The 22255-nt window shown below is 42.3% G+C and carries 18 protein-coding genes and 1 pseudogene; 1 reads left to right on the top strand and 18 read right to left on the bottom strand.

All coding sequences use genetic code 11. The annotated features are described in order from the left end of the window. Nucleotides 1-130 precede the first annotated feature (130 nt). Complete coding sequence (locus tag AU255_RS13930; protein ID WP_080522378.1) at nucleotides 131-1381, bottom strand: ISL3 family transposase; 1251 nt, start codon at nucleotides 1379-1381, stop codon at nucleotides 131-133. Nucleotides 1382-1769: 388 nt separating this feature from the next. After that, nucleotides 1770-1931 (bottom strand): hypothetical protein, encoded by a 162-nt coding sequence (locus AU255_RS20130; RefSeq protein WP_158083131.1) that lies wholly within the window; start codon nucleotides 1929-1931, stop codon nucleotides 1770-1772. A 62-nt stretch (nucleotides 1932-1993) separates the two neighbouring features. Between AU255_RS20130 and AU255_RS13940 the strand changes: the two genes are divergently transcribed. Next, nucleotides 1994-3037, top strand: a complete 1044-nt coding sequence (locus tag AU255_RS13940) for an IS701 family transposase (protein ID WP_080523234.1) — start codon at nucleotides 1994-1996, stop codon at nucleotides 3035-3037. On the opposite strand, the gene AU255_RS13945 is transcribed toward AU255_RS13940, so the two are convergent. The 16 genes and pseudogenes from AU255_RS13945 to AU255_RS14015 all read right to left on the bottom strand — a co-directional run bounded on the left by AU255_RS13945 (nucleotide 3027) and on the right by AU255_RS14015 (nucleotide 22248). After that, complete coding sequence (locus tag AU255_RS13945; protein ID WP_456299072.1) at nucleotides 3027-3245, bottom strand: AAA-type ATPase lid domain-containing protein; 219 nt, start codon at nucleotides 3243-3245, stop codon at nucleotides 3027-3029. The genes AU255_RS13940 and AU255_RS13945 overlap by 11 nt on opposite strands. Nucleotides 3246-3304: 59 nt before the next feature. Beyond that, a complete protein-coding gene (locus AU255_RS13950; RefSeq protein ID WP_080523546.1) occupies nucleotides 3305-4702 on the bottom strand; it encodes an FGGY family carbohydrate kinase in 1398 nt (465 codons plus the stop codon). Continuing rightward, nucleotides 4687-6255, bottom strand: a complete 1569-nt coding sequence (locus tag AU255_RS13955; RefSeq protein ID WP_080523547.1) for a glycerol-3-phosphate dehydrogenase/oxidase — start codon at nucleotides 6253-6255, stop codon at nucleotides 4687-4689. Before AU255_RS13955 ends, AU255_RS13950 begins: the two co-directional genes overlap by 16 nt. Further along, nucleotides 6255-7007, bottom strand: coding sequence for a glycerophosphodiester phosphodiesterase (locus AU255_RS13960; protein ID WP_080523548.1), 753 nt, complete (start codon nucleotides 7005-7007; stop codon nucleotides 6255-6257). The genes AU255_RS13955 and AU255_RS13960 overlap by 1 nt, the downstream gene beginning before the upstream one ends. Nucleotides 7008-7157: 150 nt before the next feature. Then, on the bottom strand, nucleotides 7158-7763 hold the full coding sequence (gene lipB, locus AU255_RS13965; protein WP_080523549.1) for a lipoyl(octanoyl) transferase LipB: 606 nt from the start codon (nucleotides 7761-7763) through the stop codon (nucleotides 7158-7160). Nucleotides 7764-8169: 406 nt separating this feature from the next. Continuing rightward, on the bottom strand, nucleotides 8170-9282 hold the full coding sequence (locus AU255_RS13970; protein ID WP_080523550.1) for a DUF493 family protein: 1113 nt from the start codon (nucleotides 9280-9282) through the stop codon (nucleotides 8170-8172). A gap of 4 nt (nucleotides 9283-9286) precedes the next feature. Further along, complete coding sequence (locus tag AU255_RS13975; RefSeq protein ID WP_080523551.1) at nucleotides 9287-10459, bottom strand: D-alanyl-D-alanine carboxypeptidase family protein; 1173 nt, start codon at nucleotides 10457-10459, stop codon at nucleotides 9287-9289. A 92-nt stretch (nucleotides 10460-10551) separates the two neighbouring features. Beyond that, nucleotides 10552-11337, bottom strand: a complete 786-nt coding sequence (locus AU255_RS13980; protein WP_080523552.1) for a septal ring lytic transglycosylase RlpA family protein — start codon at nucleotides 11335-11337, stop codon at nucleotides 10552-10554. Beyond that, a complete protein-coding gene (gene mltB / locus AU255_RS13985; RefSeq protein ID WP_080523553.1) occupies nucleotides 11330-12322 on the bottom strand; it encodes a lytic murein transglycosylase B in 993 nt (330 codons plus the stop codon). Before mltB ends, AU255_RS13980 begins: the two co-directional genes overlap by 8 nt. A 153-nt stretch (nucleotides 12323-12475) precedes the next feature. Further along, complete coding sequence (gene lpdA / locus AU255_RS13990; protein ID WP_080523554.1) at nucleotides 12476-13897, bottom strand: dihydrolipoyl dehydrogenase; 1422 nt, start codon at nucleotides 13895-13897, stop codon at nucleotides 12476-12478. A gap of 12 nt (nucleotides 13898-13909) precedes the next feature. Continuing rightward, a complete protein-coding gene (gene aceF, locus AU255_RS13995) occupies nucleotides 13910-15205 on the bottom strand; it encodes a dihydrolipoyllysine-residue acetyltransferase (protein ID WP_233144696.1) in 1296 nt (431 codons plus the stop codon). Between the two features lie 108 nt (nucleotides 15206-15313). Then, nucleotides 15314-15532 (bottom strand): annotated as a pseudogene (locus AU255_RS21445) (biotin/lipoyl-containing protein); the annotation flags it as partial. A gap of 14 nt (nucleotides 15533-15546) precedes the next feature. Continuing rightward, a complete protein-coding gene (gene aceE / locus AU255_RS14000; RefSeq protein WP_080523556.1) occupies nucleotides 15547-18228 on the bottom strand; it encodes a pyruvate dehydrogenase (acetyl-transferring), homodimeric type in 2682 nt (893 codons plus the stop codon). 102 nt (nucleotides 18229-18330) lie between these two features. Then, nucleotides 18331-18978, bottom strand: coding sequence for a bifunctional 4-hydroxy-2-oxoglutarate aldolase/2-dehydro-3-deoxy-phosphogluconate aldolase (locus tag AU255_RS14005; protein WP_080523557.1), 648 nt, complete (start codon nucleotides 18976-18978; stop codon nucleotides 18331-18333). A gap of 124 nt (nucleotides 18979-19102) precedes the next feature. Beyond that, nucleotides 19103-20950: a phosphogluconate dehydratase gene (gene edd, locus AU255_RS14010; RefSeq protein WP_080523558.1), complete on the bottom strand. Its 1848-nt coding sequence runs from the start codon at nucleotides 20948-20950 to the stop codon at nucleotides 19103-19105. A gap of 212 nt (nucleotides 20951-21162) precedes the next feature. Further along, entirely contained in the window at nucleotides 21163-22248 is a 1086-nt protein-coding gene (locus tag AU255_RS14015; protein WP_080523559.1) for a TRAP transporter substrate-binding protein, read from the bottom strand. Nucleotides 22249-22255: the final 7 nt, after the last annotated feature.

Raw genomic sequence — 22255 nt, forward strand, 5'->3', positions numbered from 1 at the left:
GGTAAGAAAACATCTGCGTGGGCATGGAACGAAGACGCTGAAAAACCAGGCCCTGTGATTTATTTTACCGATGAACAAATAGAAGATTACGGCTCTTCCCGACTTCGCGGGGTGACCACAACATATAGTGTTAAGCATATCCGAATAAACGTCGGCCTTCGACATCAAGCCAAATATGCTGAAATAAACGCCCTATATCATAAATGCCATAGCAACGTCTTTTGATCACCTTAATTTTGTTATTCAGTCCTTCTACAAAACCACTGGTTTCACGGCGAAGAAAATAATTAGTGATTTCATGCTGCCAGTTTTGTAAGGTCACTATAAATGAGTTGAAACAGTCCAACTTCAGATTTCTAACCTGCTCGACCCATGAATTTAGCTCAGCTTCTGCCTGACTTTTACTTAAAGGTCGGTTAAAAATACCCGTCAATGCTTCCCGATAAATATAAATTTGCTTAAGCTCTGGCGCATAATTAAAGAGTTGTATTAATTTAATTTGTTGCTCTTCATTCAAGTCCCAGAGTGATTTTCGGAATAACCACATCACGCCTTTCAGTTGGGCATAATCCTCACTAGAAAGCGTCTTTTTCAGTGTTTTCATCTCTTTTATTCTTGCGTTGTCTGCACAGGCTCGATAGCTTTTGGTCACATGGAATCGATCAACCACAACCTCAACGCCATGAAGTTCCTCATACACTGCATTACTGTAGCCGTCATACATATCAACGCAGGCACGTTGTATTGTTCTTTTAATTTCCACGGGAATGCTTTGTAGAAATATTTTTACTGTTTCCTTTTTGCGATTTGGCAATACGGCCAAAATGCATTTTTCTCCGCCTTCATTGATCCCTGAAATGATAACAACAAAATCTTTATGTCCTTTTTTTAACGCAATCTCATCAAGTCCAAGTAATGGCAGGCTTTTTATTGTCTCCCAATCCACTTCTTGACGAATATAACGATTAATAATGCCTTCAACAGCCGCTTCATTAATGCCACGTTTGATACTGATGTCGGTTATTGTGCTATTGATTAGGTCGCGCAATATCCACTGTTCATAGGCTTTAGTATGTGGGCTTTTTTGATCATACCAACTACAGCGCTGAGTGGTTGTCGGGCCTTGATCACAATAAGGGCATTGGTAACGCTTCGGTTTGATCTTAATCCAGACGGACTGTTCAAAGATCGGTAAATGGCGTAACGTAATTTCTTTGCCATAGCCATAAAACTTATCGATAGGCTGATGGCATTGCCGACAAGTTGTGCCTTTGCATGTACTTTGGACTTTAATAATAATTCCTTTTTTAGACTCAGTATCAAATGCCTCTATTTGCACATCGGGTAAATCCAAAGGAATTTGTAACAATATCGGGTTCATTTATTTAAAGTTTGCCGTCTAAAAAGATGGCTATCATACCCAGCCTGCACCTAAATAATCAAATAGCAATATACTACATATAGTGACTACCCCGCGAAGTCGGGAAGAGCCACTTTTTTATCTGTTTTCTTCATTGTTTGCTATCAATCTATCAACATTAATCGAACACCTTACCGCGAAGACTTTTGTTTTGCTCCGTTTAGTCTTGTCATCCATGCGTCTTTTCTGAGAGCCTCTCGTTGGCTTAGTTGGTCGCCTTGCTTTTTGCACAACGGTGACTTGCTTATTCATTTCCCTCAGGCGTTCAAACACATCTTCTCTGTTTTTTTCCTGAGGGCGGTATTTTTGAGCCTTAATAATGATAACGCCCTCTTTGGTGATGCGTTTATCACGTAAGCTTAAAAGCCGTTATAGCCCGTCTAATCCCCAGTTTATTCATGCGCGAACGCAAGGTATTAGGGTGCATTTCTAAAATCGTAGCGGCGGCATTTTCACCTGAAATTTGCCATTGCACGCTTTCCAGTACTTTTATAATATAGAAGTTACGCATTGACAGTCAATGTTAAACTATAATACAGAAAAATGCCGAATCCACTATAAATCTAGACCTTGATAAGAGAAATAACCCGCCCATCAACTGCTCGTTGTACTTTACCGATGTACATAGGATTTTTGTTAAGTGAGCCTAAACAGGCTAGCTGTTGCCGGCTAGGAGAAGTTATGTCAATTTCACATGATAGCGTCAACCGATTTCTGAATCGTGAATCGTATACCGGGCGCGATTTATATAACGAAGCCAGTCCTACTTTGAATTTAAAGGGCGGAACCTTAAGTGTTGACGATAGCGTACTGGATAAGCCTCATAGTCAGTACATGGCTTTTGTCAGTCATTTTTGGTCAGGCAAGCATCACCGAGCGGTCAAAGGGATTAACCTTGTTACTTTGTACTACACGGATACTCAAGGAAAACACCAACCTGTCAATTTTCGAGTGGTAGATAAAGCCGAAGGGAAAACAAAAAATGACTACTTTCTGGATATGCTTGCAGAGGTATTATCTTGGGGGCTTGAGCCAGGCTTTGTAACAGGAGATAGTTGGTACAGTTGCGTAAAAAATCTTAAACGGATTAGAAATCATCAGATAGGATTGCTCTTTGCGCTGGAAAGTAACCGCTTGGTTTCTGTTGAAGAAGGAACATGGGTTCAAGTTAAGCAACTAGAAGTTCCAGAGGAAGGCTTGGTCGTTTGGCTCAAAAATTTTGGGTACGTGAAATTATTTCGGACAAAGTTGAAAGACCAACTTCGCCATTATATAAGTGCACTACCTAATGACGAGCAAACCAAGTCCTTTGGCAGTAGGGATTTTACCGAACAACATGATCGGCATTGGCAAATTGAGCAATATCATCGTGCAATTAAGCAAGTATGTAACATTGAGCGATTTCAGGTTCGCAGCAAAGGAGCCATTAAAAATCACCTTTTTGCTGCAATTTGTGGGTTTGTTCAATTACAAAAATTGAGCTTCGCAGAGGTCATTAGTAATTGCTATAGCGTGCAAAGAAATTTATTCAAAGATATCATGGCTTCATTTATTGAGACGTTTATGCCAAATATAAGCCATTTAAACCCAGAATTTCAACCTGTCGTCAATGCGTAACTTCTATAATATGCGCTTTTTCCATGCCCGCTAGTGATAATAAACTCTGCTCCGTGTCTAAACCAGGTTGCTCAGGGCTTTGTAATGCGGGGATTTGTAAGACCGGTTCAGGTGATAAAATCACCGCCCGCTCAATGACATTTTCCAGCTCACGCACATTGCCCGGCCTGCTATAACTGAGTAAATTATCCATGACCGCTTGCGGAATATGACTAACTTGCCTGAACTATTTGATGCAGACTTCCAAGCAAAAAAGGCATCGCCTTATCAGTCATTTAATCTTTTGCTAAACCAGTGTTTCCAGCGTTGATATTTTTCAATCAATGGACAATGTTTATCAGCCATTAAAACCGGTGCTGATTGTCTGCCACAGGCAGGAACCAGATTGTCAGTCAGAATAAGCACACCGATCAATCCGGAATGTTGTTGCAATAGTTTAAAAATAGGTGCCGGGCTACACAAGGCAATACCTTGCTGTATACAGGGTGAAACAGATAGGCCGCCTGACAAATAGACGCGGCTAATTTCAGCCTGTCGCTGGTAGTCTTCTAAAATTAACGTTATCCGAAAAATAATAGCTTCCAGTAACAAAGCTGCAATCTGCTGCCGGGTTAATTGATCGGTAGCCTGGGAAAATTCCAGACCTATATCTGCACGAAAAAACGGTGCGCCTATGCCACTCGGCTCAGCGAGGCAATATATATCTGTAATTTCAGCCAGGTCTGCTATTTTGCAATCTGCATAAGGGTAAGAACTAAGTGCTACTGTAATAGAGTTAAGCGTACCTTCTACAGCCATATATAGCTCTTTATCACTATCCTGATAAACCAGGGTATTAAGATAATTGCTGCTATCTGTATGCGAATATTCAGGTTGATAGCGGATTACAAAACCACCGGTGCCAAGATTGACTAATACTTCAGATCCATCATTTCTGATGCTGGCCAGCAGTGCAGCAGACTGATCTGCAACACTCGCGCGTAAAACAGCGCCATTATTTAACGGCAAATTAAAACCATTAGAAGGATAAATCTCAGCTAATACCTGTAATGGAATAGTAAAAATTTCACTTAATGTCTTTGACCAAAGCCCGGTATTAATATCCATTAGCAAGGTTCTGGCAGCCATCGAAGCATCAGTCAAATAGTATTTTCCTGTCGTCCAGTGCCAGATTAAAAAGCTGTCTAGAGTACCCATGCGTAACTGCTTATTGACCAGTCCACGTAATAATTCAGGCTGCTGTTGCAGCATGGTTCTTGCTTTCGGTGCCAAATAATAGCCTGTTAAAGGTAATCCTGTTAGCGCTCTAATCTGCGAATTATGTGTCTGTAAGTCTTTGCAACTGGCTGCTCCGCGGTTATCCTGCCATGAAATCAGTGGCGTTACGGGAAGTCCTGTGTGGCTATCCCAAAACAGAAAAGATGAACGCTGATAACACAGGCCTAGATCTGGCTGAGTCCTGGAGAATTGCAGGCACTTTTCCAGTAACTGTTCTACAGTTGCCAGGTAAGCCATTGCATCGCTGGTATACAGGCCCTGATCAATAGCTATAGGCGGAGCGGGCAGTGAAAAAATATTTCCCAGTTGATGATTATCAGTGACAGTTGCGGCTTTTATGGCTGTCGTGCCAAGATCAAGAACGATAGTATTTACTGTTGCAGCCATTTGTCTGCACACAGCTGAACTTCTTCTTCCACCCTGTCCGATTCCCAATGCAATGCTTCTGCACAATAACCGGCAAACTGCTTTAGTTCAGCATGGGTCATGCGATATAAAATCAATAAGGGCATTCGCCTGCGCAATAAATCTTCCAGATGAAAGACCATTTCATGCTCAAGGCAAAACATTAAATCAGCGACTATCAGCGGCACTGTTGCAGTAATGCGTCGGGCCCATTGTTGATCACGCTCTATAGTTTGTAATATTTCAGCAACATGCTTGCCATGTCTGCGTACTAAGCAAATAGCACTTTCGCTATCAATGCCTGACTGCATCGCTTTATCAGTCATTTGTTCTAACCACTGCGGGTAATTCCCTTCAGGCATCCAGGGCAAAGAAATATTAGCCGTTTTACAGCGACTATTATTTCCCAGATGTCGGCAAACTGCATCGACGATTTGTGATGCATCTGCGCGTGCTGAGGTTATCTTTCCACCAATGGAATAAAACAAAGCGTTACGATCGGTTTTTAATTCCCACTCCCGGGTAACTTCAGACGGTGAATTTTTAGTACTTTGTTGCAAAACTCTCAGACCTGCAAAACGCCCCTGGATATCTTGCTCTGTCCATTGTGTCTTTAACGCAATATTTACTTCGCTTAATAAATAATCTATATCTTCCTGCTCAACAGTGACATTGTTGATATCAGCATTAAAATCCGTATCGGTAGTACCCAGCAAGGTCAAGCCATACCAGGGTATGATAAAAAAAACTCTGCCATCACTTCTGGCAGTTAAAAGCAATGCTTCATTATCCAGAATTTTCGGTAAAACTAAATGCACTCCTTTAGACAATCGGCACCAATGCTTTTCTGGAAATATCCATTGCCCGGTCGTTTTAACGACCGCGGATGTTCTGATCGTAGTGTTTTGCCCACTTATCTCATCGTTTAAAACAGCGCCATTAATAACGCCATTGTGTTCTAATAACTCACTCGCCTGACAGTAATTTAAGCATATTGCTCCTGCAGACATGGCTCCATCAATAATTTCCAGTACCAGACGGGCATCATCAGTTTGAGCATCCAGATAAGTGTATCCACATTTGAGGCCGGTTTCATCCAGACCAGGGAATCGCTTTAGAAATTGACCGGCACTGAAACGACGGTGTTTTTGCTGGGAGTGAAATATCCCCGCTAGAAGATCATAAATAGTGAGCCCCACTTGCAAACGCCAGGAGCCAATTCGACTATGCTGATTAACCGGCACACCAAAACGCAGTGGCCAGACGCGATAAGGGGCTGCATCAATAAGCCGTTGTCGTTCCTGTAGCGATTTTTTAACCACCGCAAAATCCAGCGTTTCCAGATAACGTAAACCGCCATGTATTAGCTTACTCGAAGCAGACGATGTACCGCTAGCCCAGTCATTCTCCTCAACCAATATGACTTTAAGTCCTCTCAGTGCTGCATCATAGGCAGTCCAGGCACCATAAATACCGCCGCCACATACCAGCAAATCAAACTGCTGATTTTCAGATGGCGCGTTCGGCCTTTGCATTAGCCTCTCATTTGTAATGCTGTTACAGGGTCATCGGTAATCAAGATATCTACCTCCAGATCTAACGCTTTTTGAATTTCGAGTCGGGTATTGCAAGTATAGGTCACAATCAATTTATTGTGACCACGCAGAAAGTTGACCAAGTCTTCATTCAGAGTAGCGATAGGCTGGCAAATTCCAGCAAGAAATTTGTTGTCGCTAAAAGTGGTTTTAATATATGCAATATCGTCACTTTCATTGACTGCATAAACCAGCGCTATCTGGGTCCCTAGCTGATGGGCATATTGCAGGGAGTTCAGGTTGAATGAGGAGATAAACACATCCAGATTTCTGGTTGAGCCTAAAATTTCCAGGCATTGCTGCACTTTAATCTGATGCCTTCGCATATCTTCCCAGTCGCGATTTTTTATTTCAATCTGTAATTTACAGTGCCGTCTATATTGATCAACAAAATCCTGTAAGCTCAAAACGCCTTCCGGTTCGGCACCGTCACAATAAGTTGCAAAATTGAACTGTTTTAGTTCTGCAAACGTAAAATCATCGATTCGTTTCCCGGAATAACCGAGTTTATCAAGAAACCGGTCATGCCAGAGTACACACACTTCATCTTTTGTTAACTGCACATCGGCCTCTATGCCATCAATTGGGTATACCAGGGCCTTTTCGAATGCTTGCCGGGTATTATCTGCTGCTTCAGATCTAGCGCCACGATGCGCATAGATATAGCAAGGGGTTGAGGAGTCGGGAATCATGCAGGTATCCACTTATTCTTGTATAAGCGCTGATATTAACATAAAAGAGTTGAGGATAGGCTTTCTGCCTATATTGATTGCTTTCCTTGCAACTTAGAAACTGATAGTTTCAGTTATTCAATGTGTTTACGCATGGAAAAAGGGTATCAACTAAGCAAGTGCATTGATAATGGAATTTACCACCGGTATCGCCAGTTCATTGGTTCTGATATTTACCCCGAGATCGGCTAGTTGAGTAACCTGCAAGCCTTTATAACCACAGGGATTAATATGGCTAAAAGGACTTAAATCCATATTATTATTTAAGCTCAATCCATGGTAACTGCAGCCCTTTTTAATGCGCAAACCTACTGAACCGATTTTCTTGTCCTGTATATAAACGCCCGGGGCTTCAGCTTTTGCGACTGCCTTTAAACCATATTGTGCCAGCGCTGATATCATCGCCTGTTCAATAATAGTTACCAGGTCGCGTACACCTAATCCTCTGCGTTTAATATCTATCAGGGTGTAAACGACTAATTGGCCTGGTGCATGATAGGTAATTTGTCCGCCTCTATCGCTATTGACCACGGGGATATCCGAAGCTAGTAATAAATGCTCTGGTTTACCGTTTAATCCCTGAGTAAAAACCGGAGGATGTTCGACTATCCAGATTTCATCGGCACTGTTTTCATCCCTTGCCAAAGTATAATCCTGCATTTCCTGCCAGCAGCTTTGATAATCCTGTTGTCCTTTATGGTGTAATTTAATACTCATAATCAGCTACTTTTTGTATAAAATTATCCAGCTCACTCGCTTATGTCACTAAATTACTTTGCCGCAGCGGCAAATCAAACTTTAGCTTTATAAGAGTTGCTGTAAAAATGCCTGTACCATTACACCCTCCCCCTGCTCCATTCTATTGTTTACTATTAGCAACAACACAACCAGACGATTTACCATCTAAATTTCTCCCTGAGATATTATCGGTGCTCAAGAAAGTTTACAGATAAGCAGCCATTTGTTCTGTTAAATCTGTGCCGGGCTGACTGCGGCATGGGTCCAATAAAGGTTTTTTTGTATCCTGGCGGTATAATTCGATTTTCATACCTGACTCACCCAGGTCTATATCTTCTTCGATATAGATTTTTTTGCAGCATGCAGATATTAACCCAAGCCAGTTTTATAGCGACATTAAAATATCAGGGCAAGCAGTCAGATCCATATAAATAGCATCCAGCTGTGCCTTGCTTTGTGCTTTGACTTCCACGGTAATGGAGACAAAATTACCGCCTTTACTGGGTCGTGTTTTGACAGCATTTTCACTTAAATCATCAACATGACGGCGGACAATTGCGACTACAATTGCATCCAGATCGGGGATATTTTTTCCCATAGCTTTTATCGGAAACAGGCAAGGAAATTCAAAGGGCGAGTCATGCTCGGCTTTTGTTTCAGTCGAGATGGCTTGTTTATACTCTTGAAATAATTTCTGCATAAGCTGCCACATGGGGCCCACTTGCCCATCACCCACCTGCTTGTTGTCCAAAGTGATAACCGGTAAGATTTCTCGCGTAGAACTCGTCAACCAGATTTCACTCGCCCTGTGCAAGTCTGCTTCTGAAATAACATCTTCACGCACACTTATCCCATTTGCATTAGCTAAATCAATAATGACATCGCGGGTAATCCCTGACAATATTTCATTGCTATTTGCTGGCGTAATCAGCACATCATCAATGACTACAAAAACATTACTCGCCGCACCTTCTGTTGCATAGCCGTCTTTTATCAGTATCGCTTCGGCACAGGATTGGTCTACCGCTTGCTGGCGTAATAATATATTTGCCAATAGCGTCGTTGCTTTTATATTGCATAACTGCCAGCGCATATCATCCAGAGTAATTGCCTTCACGCCCTCTTCCCGGGCAAAAGGCGCAATAGCGGAACACATGGCAAAAATAGTTGGCTCACAACGCTCAGGAAAGGCATGATCTCTTTTATCTGCAACACCACGCGTTATCTGCAAATAAATATATTGCGCATCACCCTCGACTAATAACGGTTCTAATATCTCCAGCCATTGCTCGGCATTCAAAGGCACAGCAAGACGTATTTCATTTAAACTATTGTTTAACCGCTGTAAATGCGCTTCCAGACAAAATAGCTTGCCTAAATAAGCAGGAATCACTTCATATATTCCATCACCAAATAAAAAACCCCGGTCTAATACAGAGACCTTTGCTTCTGACAAGGGTAAATATTCGCCATTTAAATAGACTATTTTATCTTGCATGGCCTTATTTAATTAACAGTAAGGCTGAGTCATAGGTGCGCTGTAAAAAACTGCCCTTTTCTACTGCATTTAAGGCAACCAGTGGCATAGATTTAACGGTTTTATCGAGTAAAGTAACGTTAACCACGCCAAGCTGTTCACCTTGTTGAACAGGTGCCATAATTTTTACATCGACACTGGTGACTGCTTTCATTTCTTTATAATGACGCCTGGAGATGGTCACGTATAAATCGTCAGGCACTCCTAAACTTACTGTATCATTCGCTCCTTTCCAGATCCTGGCTGTAGTTAGCTCAGTATTCGCATCATATAATTTATGGGTTTCAAAAAAGCGGAAGCCATAATTTAACAAAGCCTGACTTTCATTGGCACGAGCACGTGTACTTTTTGTACCTAAAACGACAGAAATTAAGCGCATTTCTTCTCGTTTTGCTGAAGCAATCAAACAATAACCTGCTTCTTGGGTATGCCCGGTTTTTACGCCATCAACAGACTCATCACGCCATAATAAAGTATTGCGATTTTTCTGGGTAATTTTGTTATAAGTAAATTCCTTTTCAGAATCCCAGCGATAATAGTCTGGAAATTCCTTAATAACAGCTCGCGTTAATGTTGCTAAATCTCGTGCTGTTGTGTAATGTTCATTGGGAACCGGCAAACCTGTAGAGTTCATGAAATGGGTATTCTGCATGCCCAAACGTTGCGCTTGCTGGTTCATTAATTCAGCAAAGGTATGTTCGTCACCCGCAATATGTTCGGCCATGGCAACACTGGCATCATTACCCGATTGAATGATAATGCCTTTTAATAAATCTTCTACTTTGACTTGTTTATTAACTTCAATAAACATTTTGGAGCCAGGTGTGCGCCAGGCTTTTTCACTGATAGTAACCAGGTCATCAAGATGCAAACGATTATTTTTTAATTCTCGAAAAGCAATATACACCGTCATGATTTTAGTCAGGCTTGCAGGTGGCATTACTTCATCAGCATTTTTTTCAGCTAAAATTCGTCCACTATCAAAATCCTGCAAGAAATAACTACTTGCTTCCAAAGTGGGTGGTGCAGGGGTTTTTATTTCACTTTCCGCATGACTATACGTAAAGGGAAATAATAGGAAAATAAACAAAAACAACTGTAGTTTTTGCACAAAGTCATACTGTATTTTTGGGAACATAAACAAAGAATCTGAATTGTAAGTTAAAAAATTATAACATGTGATAACAAGCGGTCTCTTAGAGACTCGTCATCACGTATTAGGTTTATATTTTATTCAGAAATATAATGGCCATTCTTAATGCCTATTTCTGTTAATTTTGCACTGATATCATCCGCCTCTGTCACAGAAGATATAGGGCCAATCTGCACTTTAAAAAGTTTACTTTCTAGTGTTTCACTCGGCATAATTCTACTTTTTGACAAAGCTGCTGCAGTTATTTGTTCTTGTAATAAAACCGCATTTTCCTGCGTTGCAAAAGCGCCAATCTGATAATATATCTTTTTTGCTAATGCCGCATCAATATCGACTTTATTATCTCCGGGCTGAATGGCGACCACATCGACAAAGCCAGTGCCGGCCTTCGCCAGCCCTAATTTAGCTGCTGCCGCAAAAGATAAATCAATAATTCTGTGGTCATGAAAAGGGCCTCGATCATTAAGCCGAACAATCACACTACGCTGGTTATCCAGGTTTGTTACTTGTACATAACTTGGAATGGGCAATGTTTTATGCGCAGCAGTCATTGCCCACATGTCATAAACTTCCCCGGTTGCCGTGTTTTTCTGGTGAAATTTAGTGCCGTACCAGGAGGCTATTCCTTGCTGTCTATAGCCTTTATTGCTTGGCTGCACATGATAGGTTTCACCCAAAACAACATAAGATTCAGGGTTGACCGAAGCCGACCAGGGTTCATAGCGTGGAATAGCATCTGGGATAGCAGAGACGTCCATGGAAATATCTTCAGGACGACCATCAATAACAAGGGGGTTAGACTTTTGGGGGACAGAGCAAGCGCTCAGCCATGCAGCCAATAAAATTAAAAAAACTTTATTCATTAGTTGCGATAACGTATTGCTGTTTTATCGCCTGGCTTAATTGAAATACAGCCAATGCATACAAAGGACTATGATTATAACGAGTAATAACATAAAAATTTTCTAATCCTACCCATAAGTCTTGCCCATTTTCTTGCTCAAAACTTAATAACTTAAGCAATTCATCATCGTTTATTTGTTCAGGCAAGTGAACCTGCAAAGCTTTTAGTTGTGCAGCATTTATATCAGGTTTTAAACCCCTGGTCAGTGCCTGCTGATACTGATCACCTGTCGCAGTAACGGGAAACGCAATATCGTTACCTGCTTTCCAGTGATGCCGGGCAAAATAATTCGCCACACTGGCAATGGCATCAGCCGGATTATGCCATATATCACGTTTCGCATCACCTTCAAAGTCAGCTGCAAAATTACGATAACTGCTCGGCATAAATTGTGGCATTCCCATCGCACCTGCATAAGAACCAACCGGTTCTAAAGGATTCATATGCTCTTCACGACATAACAATAAAAATTGTTCTAACTCACTTAGAAAAAAAGTACTACGCTTTGGATAATCAAAGCCTAAGGTCGCTAAGGCATCAATAACCCTATGTCCTCCTGTACGTTCTCCGTACAAAGTTTCGACACCGATAATTGCAACAATAATTTCTTCAGGAATACCATAACGCTGTTGCATAATGGTTAAGCTGTCCTTGTTAGCCTGCCAGAATTCAACTCCGCCCTGAATACGTGAGTCACGCATAAAAATTTTACGATATTTATACCACGGCATCCCTTCGGCAGGGCGAGTCATCGCTGCAATAATCTTGGGCTTTATTTCTACAGACTGAAATAATGTCACTAATTCAACGCGATCAAATTGATGCTGTTCAACCATTTTGTTAATAAATTTATCAACTGCAGCCTGATCTTTAATTTCAGCCTGTACAAAGGGGCTTGTGAACAGTGATAAAAAAAACAGTGTAACCGGCAATAACTTTTGCATAAAGAGGGCTTTATAAGGGGTAAGAAGATGGAAAGGATGCCTGAAGTTTCAATGCAGGAGCGCTCTTTAGCCGTGAATGTGAGCTCACATTCACGGGCAAACAACTTTGCTACAATAAAAGGCCTGTATCAATAGGTGTCATTCAGTACCAAATTATTTTTTATCTTTTTTGACATACAAATCTGTAATCGTTCCGGTGATCATTTCAGCTGCGAATGCAAAGGTTTCAGAGAGTGTAGGATGCGCATGTATGCTTAAGCCCACATCCTCTGCATCAGCGCCCATTTCTAACGCCAATACCGCTTCGGCAACCAGTTCCCCGGCATTAGGTCCAACCATACCAGCACCCAGGATACGACCCGTCTCAGGATCACACAGTATTTTAGTCAAACCTTCATTGCGGCTTAAACTTAAAGATCGGCCACTAGCTGCCCAAGGGAAAGCGCCTTTATCATAGGCTATGCCCTGCTCTTTTGCCTGATTTTCAGTTAATCCCATCCATGCAACTTCAGGATCAGTATAAGCAACAGAAGGAATTGTTAACGCATCAAAAGCGGATTTATGCCCTGCGGTCACTTCTGCGGCAATTTTACCTTCGTAAACAGCTTTATGCGCTAACATCGGTTGACCGACGATATCGCCAATCGCATAGATATGCGGCACATTGGTTTTCTGTTGTTTATCGACCGGAATAAACCCCCACTCATTAACATGAACACCTGCTTTATCTGCATCAATTAGCGCACCATTCGGTTTACGCCCAACAGCCACTAATACTTTATCAAATAATTCCGGCTCAGGTGCTTTATCACCACCAAAAGTCACTAATAAACCATCATCTTGCGCGACTATGCTTTCTACTTTTGTTTTTAACCAGATATTTTTGTATTGCTTTTTAATATGTCTATGCAAGGGTGTGACTAAATCTTTATCACAACCAGGAATAATCTGATCCATCAATTCCACCACACTGATTTCAGAACCCATAGCATGATAAACCGTCGCCATTTCCAGCCCAATAATACCACCGCCAACCACTAACAATTTCTTCGGTACATCAGCAATATTTAAGGCATCGGTTGAATCCATTAAACGTGGATCATCATTTGGAAAAGGTGGTATCTTTGTTGCCGTAGAACCCGCAGCAATAATGGCATTATCAAAAGTGATTTGCTGAGCACCTGCATCACTTGTTACTTCCAATGCATTGGCTGAAGTGAATTTCCCTAAACCTTGAACCACAGTCACTTTACGCTGCTTGGCTAAACGCGCTAAACCACCATTTAAAGTGCTAGTAATGCCTTCTTTCCAGCTTCTGATTTTGTCTAAATCAAATTCAGGTTTGCTGAAAGTCAGTCCATGTTGCTCAAAATGTTCAGCTTCATGAACAATTTGCGCAACATGCAATAAAGCCTTGGATGGAATACAGCCAACATTTAAACAGACGCCACCCAAAACAGGGTATTTCTCCACTAAAACAACTTGCTTACCTAAATCAGCCGCGCGAAAAGCCGCTGTATAACCGCCAGGTCCTCCGCCCAAAACAAGGACTTCCGCATGTATAATATCTGACATATTCTTATCTCCCTATAGTAACAAGCGGCGAATATCGCCTAAGTATTTAATTAATGTAGACATAAACCGCGCCCCTTCTGCACCATCAATAACCCGATGATCATAAGTCAGGTCCAGCGGCAACATCAACCTGGGTACAAATTCAGTTCCATTCCATACAGGCTGCATGGCTGAACGAGTAACCCCTAATATAGCAACTTCAGGGGCATTGACGATCGGCGTAAACGACTTTCCACCAATCCCCCCTAAACTGGAAATAGTTATACTACCGCCTCTCATATCAGCGGGGAGCAATTTACCATTACGGGCTTTTTCACTGAGTTCGGATAATTCCCGAGTTAATTCTGCAATGCCTTTTTTATCAACATCTTTTAGCACAGGCACCACCAGTCCATTAGGTGTATCTACTGCAATACCAACATTAAAATATTTTTTCAGAAATAAGGACTGACCGTCAGGCGATAAAGAGCTATTGATTTTAGGGTAGTGTTGCATTGCGGCAACCAAAGCTTTAACAATAAATATTAAACCCGTAACTTTAATTTCAGTGCTTTTATCTGCATTCAACGCTTTGCGGAATGCCTCCATTTCGGTAATATCGGCGTCATCATGATAAGTCACTAGCGGTAAATTCAACCACACACGACTCATGTTTTGCCCAGTCAAGCGTTGAATTTTACTCAGTTGTTGTTCTTCAATTTCACCAAACTGACTGAAATCTACTGCCGGAATTGGCGGAATACCAGCCCCACCCTGAACGGGTACACCAGAGGTCATCACTTGTTTAATAAAACTTTTAACGTCTTCTTTTAAGATACGCCCTTTGCGTCCAGTGCCTTGAGTAATCTGGCGGATATCCACACCTAATTCACGTGCAAATAAGCGTACTCCAGGAGTTGCATGAGCCGATTTTCCTGAGGGTCTGTCTACTGACGCACTTATAGTGCCTGGAGCGGGACTAGAAACAACCTTGTTTTGCGTCACCGAAGCTGTTGGCTTTGGTGCCTGGTTAATTTGCTCAGGGGCAGCTGTCGTTACAGCTTCAGCAGCTGACTGAACCTCCAGGGTAACAATTAAAGCGCCTTCAGAAACTTTATCCCCCACCTTAACACACACATCTTTGACAATACCTGAATGTGTCGAAGGCAAATCCATACTCGCCTTATCAGTCTCTAACACAGCTAGAGTTTGCTCTTTTTCTACGCTATCGCCCGTCTGGATTAATACTTCAATAACATCAATATCAGCAACATCACCAACATCTGGGACTTTCACTTCAATTATACTAACGCTAGTCTCCGGTACAATTACCGCAGGAGCTTCTACCTTTTCGGGAATATCAATTTTAACATTCTCAACCCCAATGACTTCTTCAGTCCCTTCAGATTCAGGTGCACTAGCTTCTAAAGTGACAACTAAAGCGCCTTCAGAGACTTTATCACCTACGTTGATATGTACTGTTTTTACAATACCTGCAGCGCTAGAAGGCAAATCCATGCTGGCTTTATCTGTCTCTAACACCGCAAGTGTTTGCTCTTTTGCGACAATATCGCCTACTTTAACTAATACTTCAATGACATCAATATCAGCAACATCACCGACATCAGGCACTTTTACTTCTGTTAATAGAGTCATAATTTGTTCTTTTGTTAGATTAACCAAGGCGCAATAATTTCTGCATCAATATTATATTTTTTAATTGCCTCATCAACTTTAGCCGCTTCAAATTCACCTTTATCTACCAGGCTTTTTAATGCTGCAATGGTAATATGGTGGCGATCAACTTCAAAGAAACTACGTAATTTTTCCCGCGTATCGGAACGACCAAAGCCATCGGTACCTAAAACTGTATATTCAGCTTTAACATAGGGACGAATTTGCTCGGCAAAAGCACGAATATAGTCTGTTGCAGCAATGACCGGAATATCAGTTTTACTAATACACTGTTCAACGTGCGATACACGTGCTTTTGCTGTTGGATGCAAACGATTCCATCGCTCACATGACACCCCATCACGTGCTAATACAGTAAAACTTGTACAACTCCAGAGATCAGCCTCGACCCCCCACTCGTCGCGTAATAATTTCGCCGCAGCAACCACTTCGCAAAAAATCGTACCTGAACCCAATAAATTTACTTTTGGTGCTTTTTTACGTGTTATTCCAGTCTGGAACAAGTGCATCCCTTTAATAATATCCTCAGCTGCGCCTTCTGGCATCGGTGGCTGATCATAGTTCTCATTCATCACAGTAATGTAATAGAACACATCTTCTTGCTCAGCATACATGCGGCGCAAACCATCTTGAACAATCACGGCTAATTCATAGCCAAAAGTTGGATCATAAGAGATACAGTTTGGAATAGTTGCCGACATCAGATGACTATGGCCATCTTCATGCTGCAAACCTTCGCCATTCAAGGTAGTTCGTCCAGCTGTTCCACCCAGCAAGAAGCCGCGAGTACGCTGATCAGCAGCAGCCCAGATCAGGTCACCTACGCGCTGAAAGCCAAACATTGAATAGTAAATAAAGAAAGGAATCATCGGTACGTTATGCGTAGAATAAGACGTTCCGGCCGCAATCCAGTCACATAAACCTCCTGCTTCATTAATACCTTCCTGTAATACCTGGCCAGCTTTATCTTCTTTGTAATACATTAACTGCTCAGCATCCTGAGGCGTATACAATTGCCCGACTTGTGACCAGATACCTAGTTGACGGAACATACCTTCCATACCAAAAGTACGCGACTCATCTGGAACAATCGGCACGATACGTTCACCAATTTTTTTATCCTTAACCAGAATATTAAGAATTCTGACAAATGCCATCGTTGTAGAAATACCATGTCCTGCTTTGGTACCATCCAGAACAGCTTGAAAAGCACTTAACTCGGGAATTTCCAGGGCATCAGATTTTTGTCTACGCGCTGGAATCAGACCACCCAGTTCTGTTCTGCGCTGTATCATATACTTATATTCTTCAGAATCTTCAGCAAATTTCAAATACGGCAGGCTCTCGATTTCCTTATCGGTCACTGGAAGTTGCCAGCGATCACGAATATTAGTAATCGATAGCAAGCTCATTTTTTTCTGCTGATGACTGGTATTTTGTGCTTCACCTGAATCTCCCATGCCATAACCTTTAATGGTTTTTGCCAGGATAACCGTCGGTTGGCCCAGGTGCTCGCTAGCGGCCTGATAAGCGGAAAAGACCTTAATCGGATCATGCCCACCACGATTAAGACCCCATATATCTCTGTCGGTATATTCAACAACTAAGGCTTTTAATTCAGGCGTATTAAAGAAATGCTCGCGTACATAGGTACCATCTTTTGACTTATAGGTTTGATAATCACCATCCACGCACTCCATCATGCGCTTCATAATCAACCCCTCTTTATCTTTAGCCAACAAAGCATCCCAATGCCGACCCCAGATAACTTTTATAACATTCCATCCAGCGCCACGAAAACTGCCTTCTAATTCCTGGATAATTTTACCATTACCGCGTACAGGACCATCAAGACGCTGCAAGTTACAGTTAACCACAAAAATAAGATTGTCCAGATTTTCACGACCCGCCATAGTAATAGCGCCTAGTGTTTCCGGTTCATCCGTCTCGCCATCACCGAGGAAAGCCCAGACTTTGCGACCTTCAGTCATAGCCAGGCCCCGACTTTGCATATAGCGCATAAAGCGAGCCTGGTAAATCGCCATGATTGGACCAAGTCCCATAGATACCGTAGGAAATTGCCAGAAATCAGGCATTAACCAGGGGTGCGGATAAGAAGAAAGACCATTGCCCCCTACTTCTTGACGAAACTGGTCCATCTTTTCATCGGAAAAACGTCCTAATAGATAAGCCCGCGCATAATCACCAGGACAAGAATGTCCTTGTACAAAAACCAAATCAGCACCCTTTTCTTCAGTTGCTGCATGCCAGAAATGGTTATGCCCAACATCATACAAGGTCGCCGCTGACGCAAAGCTGGCAATGTGCCCACCAACATTGGTTTTTTTATTGGCTCGTAAGACCATCATCATGGCATTCCAGCGCACATAAGCGCGGATTTTACGCTCAATCGTGGTCATGCCCGGGTATTTGGGTTGTTGTTCAACAGGTATGGTATTGATATAAGCAGTATTGGCACTAAAAGGAATAGCCGCTCCTGATTGTCTTGCCATTTCGACCAGTTGACCAATTATAAACTGGACACGTTCATTACCATCTTGCTCCTGAATAGCGATTAATGCTTCAAGCCATTCTTTTGTTTCTTCCGGATCTATATCAAGTTGATCTAACATATTGGCATTTAAACCATTACTCATCCCATACTCCTGCGATTTTTTTGTGTTGTGCCGTACACAGCACGATAAAAACTATGTTACTTCCAGTTCCCGCGCTGTGCATGGGAACCAGAAATCAATGAACTACCTTTTTGCATTAGCAACCGCTTCTTTAGCAAGTGCAGTTACTTTATCCCAATCTTTATTCTTGACAGCATCTGCTGGAACTAGCCAGGATCCACCCACACATGCAACATTTTTAAGCACCAGGTAATTATTATAATTACTTGGCGAAATCCCGCCAGTAGGACAAAAAGTAATTTGTGGAAGGGGGCCGGCAATCCCTTTTAGCATGGGAATACCACCCGCCGCTTCTGCTGGAAAGAATTTAAAATGATCCAGACCATATTCCATGCCTAGCATTAGCTCAGAAACCGTGGCAATCCCCGGAATCAAAGCAATAGAACTATGATTAGCCGCAGCTAAAAGCCTGGGGGTCAAACCCGGGCTAATAGCAAACACAGCACCCGCATCAGCAACTGCTTGTAATTGCTCTGGTGTGGTAATAGTCCCCGCACCCACAAAAGCACCTTCAACTTCCTGACTAATGGCTTTAATGGAATCCATTGCCGCCGCTGTGCGCAAAGTGATTTCCAGTACTTTAATACCACCAGCCATTAAAGCTCTAGCCAAAGGCACTGCATCTGCAGCATCCTGAATAACCATTACCGGCATAACAGGTGAAGCATTTAAAATTTCAGAGGGATAAACTTTCCAGTTATTTATTGTCATATTACTTTTTTATTGTTTTAAAAGTAGAGCATAGCTTCACGCACGCCAGTTGCCAAACAGCTTGATAAAGGCGGGCTAAAGCCCATACAATCAACCTATTCGAGGTAGCTTATTGTTTTAGGCATTAAACCCGGTCAACTCGACAAAAAAGATTATCTTCATCAAATAAATTGGTTGCACCAGTTTCAGCGGATGAAGCTCCCACCCGGAATGCACCAAACATTTCCCTACCCATGCCCCAATGATGTTCCTGTGCACTGTTTGGCTCAGCCTGACGTGCTGCAAACTCCGCAGCATCGACTAATGCATTCACCTCACCCGTTTGGGTATTCAAGTTAATCACATCACCAGTACGTACTTTAGTTAATGGGCCGCCATCTTCACATTCAGGACACATATGAATTGCAGAAGGAACTTTCCCGGATGCACCCGACATGCGACCATCTGTAACAATGGCAACTTTAAACCCTCTATCCTGTAGAGAGCCTAATAACGGTGTCAATTTATGTAACTCCGGCATACCATTCGATTTCGGCCCCTGATAACGCAGCACAATAATAAAATCACGCTCCAGTTCGCCTCGATGAAATGCGGCAAGCACCTCATCCTGATCATCAAACACCATAGCAGGTGCCTGAACCACTTGATGATCCTCGGATACCGCAGAAACCTTAGAAATACCGCGGCCCAGATTACCATGCATCACATGCAAACCACCGCCTACAGCAAAAGGCTTCTCAAGCGATCCGATTACTTCTGGATCTAATGACGCTTCTGGCCCTTTCTGCCAAACCAGCTTTCCGTCGATTAGTTTAGGCTCCTGAGAATAATCAGCCATGCCACGATTATTAGCAACTGTTAGAACGTCCTCATGCAAGTAGCCGCCTCTTAATAACTCAGTAATCAGCACACTCATGCCACCTGCAGCCTGAAAGTGATTAATATCGGCCGGGCCATTCGGATATACCCGTGTCAATAATGGTACTGCGCGAGATAATTCATCAAAATCATCCCAGTTAACTTCAATACCTGCCGCACGTGCAATCGCAACAATGTGCATCGTGTGATTAGTTGAACCACCTGTAGCCAATAATCCAACAATGGCATTTACAATCGCTTTTTCATCAATAACACGACCTAAGGGGCGATAATCATCACCCAGTGCGGTAAATTTTAAAACTTGTTCAGCAGCAGCTTTAGTCAGCTCATCCCGTAGTGGAGTATACGGATTAATAAATGAACTACCCGGAAGATGTAGCCCCATAATCTCAACCATCATCTGATTACTATTTGCCGTACCATAAAAAGTACAGGTACCCGGGCTATGATAGGATTTAGATTCCGACTCTAATAACTCTTTACGACCAATTTTGCCTTCGGCATATTTCTGCCTGGTGCGTGCTTTTTCTTTATTAGTAATACCACTGGTCATAGGGCCTGAGGGTATAAACACCGCCGGCAAATGCCCAAAACTCAAGGCACCTAGTAACAAGCCCGGGACAATCTTGTCACAAACGCCTAGATACAGACCGCCATCAAACATATTATGACTCAAGCTAATCGCGGTAGACATGGCAATCACATCACGACTAAACAGAGATAACTCCATACCAGGCTGCCCTTGTGTCACACCATCACACATCGCAGGAACGCCGCCCGCAAACTGAGCAACACCACCTGCTGCCTTTATCGCAGCTTTAATCAACACAGGTGAATCTTTATAAGGTTCATGTGCTGATAACATATCATTATAAGAAGAGATAATTGCAATATTTGCTTTCTTATCACTGGCTAAATCAGCCTTATCTCCCGTGCTGCACGCTGCAAAGCCATGTGCCAGATTACCACAAGCCAGAGTTGAGCGGTGCGGCCCTTGCTCAGCCGCTTTATCAATATGTTTTAAATAAAGAGTGCGCACCACATGACTACGTTCAATGATTTTTTGAGTGACCTCTTCGACTACTGAATGCATACAGTTTTTTCCTCTTAAGTTACGTAAAGTAACAAATAAACAGTTTATCTAATTTAAAGCTGCATTATACAGAAACACTTTAACAACAAAAGCCACAGCAACAGAAAGAGCAGACTTTAATCTGCTAAAGTAGCGGTATATTAAAGACACCCTACAAAACACACACAAGCATAATTTTTGTATTTATGTGTATTTGCAAACGACTGCTCGCTCTATACCAAAGCCCTTGCTTTTAAAAAGGCCTGTTCAGATAAAGCGCTCCAATGAGAAACCTGCGTTCTAAACTGATTAAATGAAGTATAAATCTTCTTAGCCATAGGATCTTTATTAGCCAACTCGAGCACCACTTCTTCAGAAAGCTGTTTTAATTTCCGTAACACATCATCAGGCAAAGCCTTTAGCTGAACCCCATGTTTATTGACCAAAGTTTCCAAAGCCTGATTATTGCGCGCGGTATAATCGGAAAGCATATCCATATTCACAGCTTTACAAGCCGCCGTCACAATACTTTGTAAATCAGCTGGCAACTCATTAAAAGCCTGTTTATTAATGATCGCTTCCAATGTAGAACCTGGCTCATGCCAGCCAGGGTAATAATAATATTTCGCCACTTTATAAAAGCCAAACGCCAAATCATTATAAGGCCCAACCCACTCAGTAGCATCAAGCGCACCTGACTGCAGGGATGTAAACAGCTCTCCCCCCGGAATATTAACTGTCGTACCTCCAGCCCTGCGCAACACTTCCCCGCCTAACCCAGGGATACGCATTTTTAAACCTTTCAAATCATCAACCGTTTTAATTTCCCGGTTAAACCAGCCCGCCATTTGCACACCTGTATTTCCTGCAGCGAGTGGAATTAAATTAAACGGCGCATATAACTCGCGCCACAATTCCATACCGCCACCATAATATAGCCAGGCATTCATTTCCTGTGCAGTTAAGCCAAACGGAACTGAAGAAAAAAACTGCGTCGCTTCATTTTTCCCCTTCCAGTAATAAGCACCAGAATGTCCCATTTGTGCAGTTCCTTTGGAAACGGCATCAAACACTTCAAAGGCTGGCACTAATTCATTTGCGCCATAGACTTTCACCTTAATACGGCCGCCGCTCATCTCATTTATCAATTGTGCCAGTAAATTCGCCCCCACACCCAGGCCAGGAAAATTTTTCGGCCATGCAGTAACCATTTTCCATTTAAATTTAGCTTGCGCATGAGCTACACCAGGTACCAGTACAGAACTACCTGCCACTAAAGCACCAACACTGGCCTTATTAATAAAATCACGTCTTTTCATATTAAAT

This window comes from Methyloprofundus sedimenti, assembly GCF_002072955.1.
Taxonomy (GTDB): Bacteria; Pseudomonadota; Gammaproteobacteria; order Methylococcales; family Methylomonadaceae; genus Methyloprofundus; species Methyloprofundus sedimenti.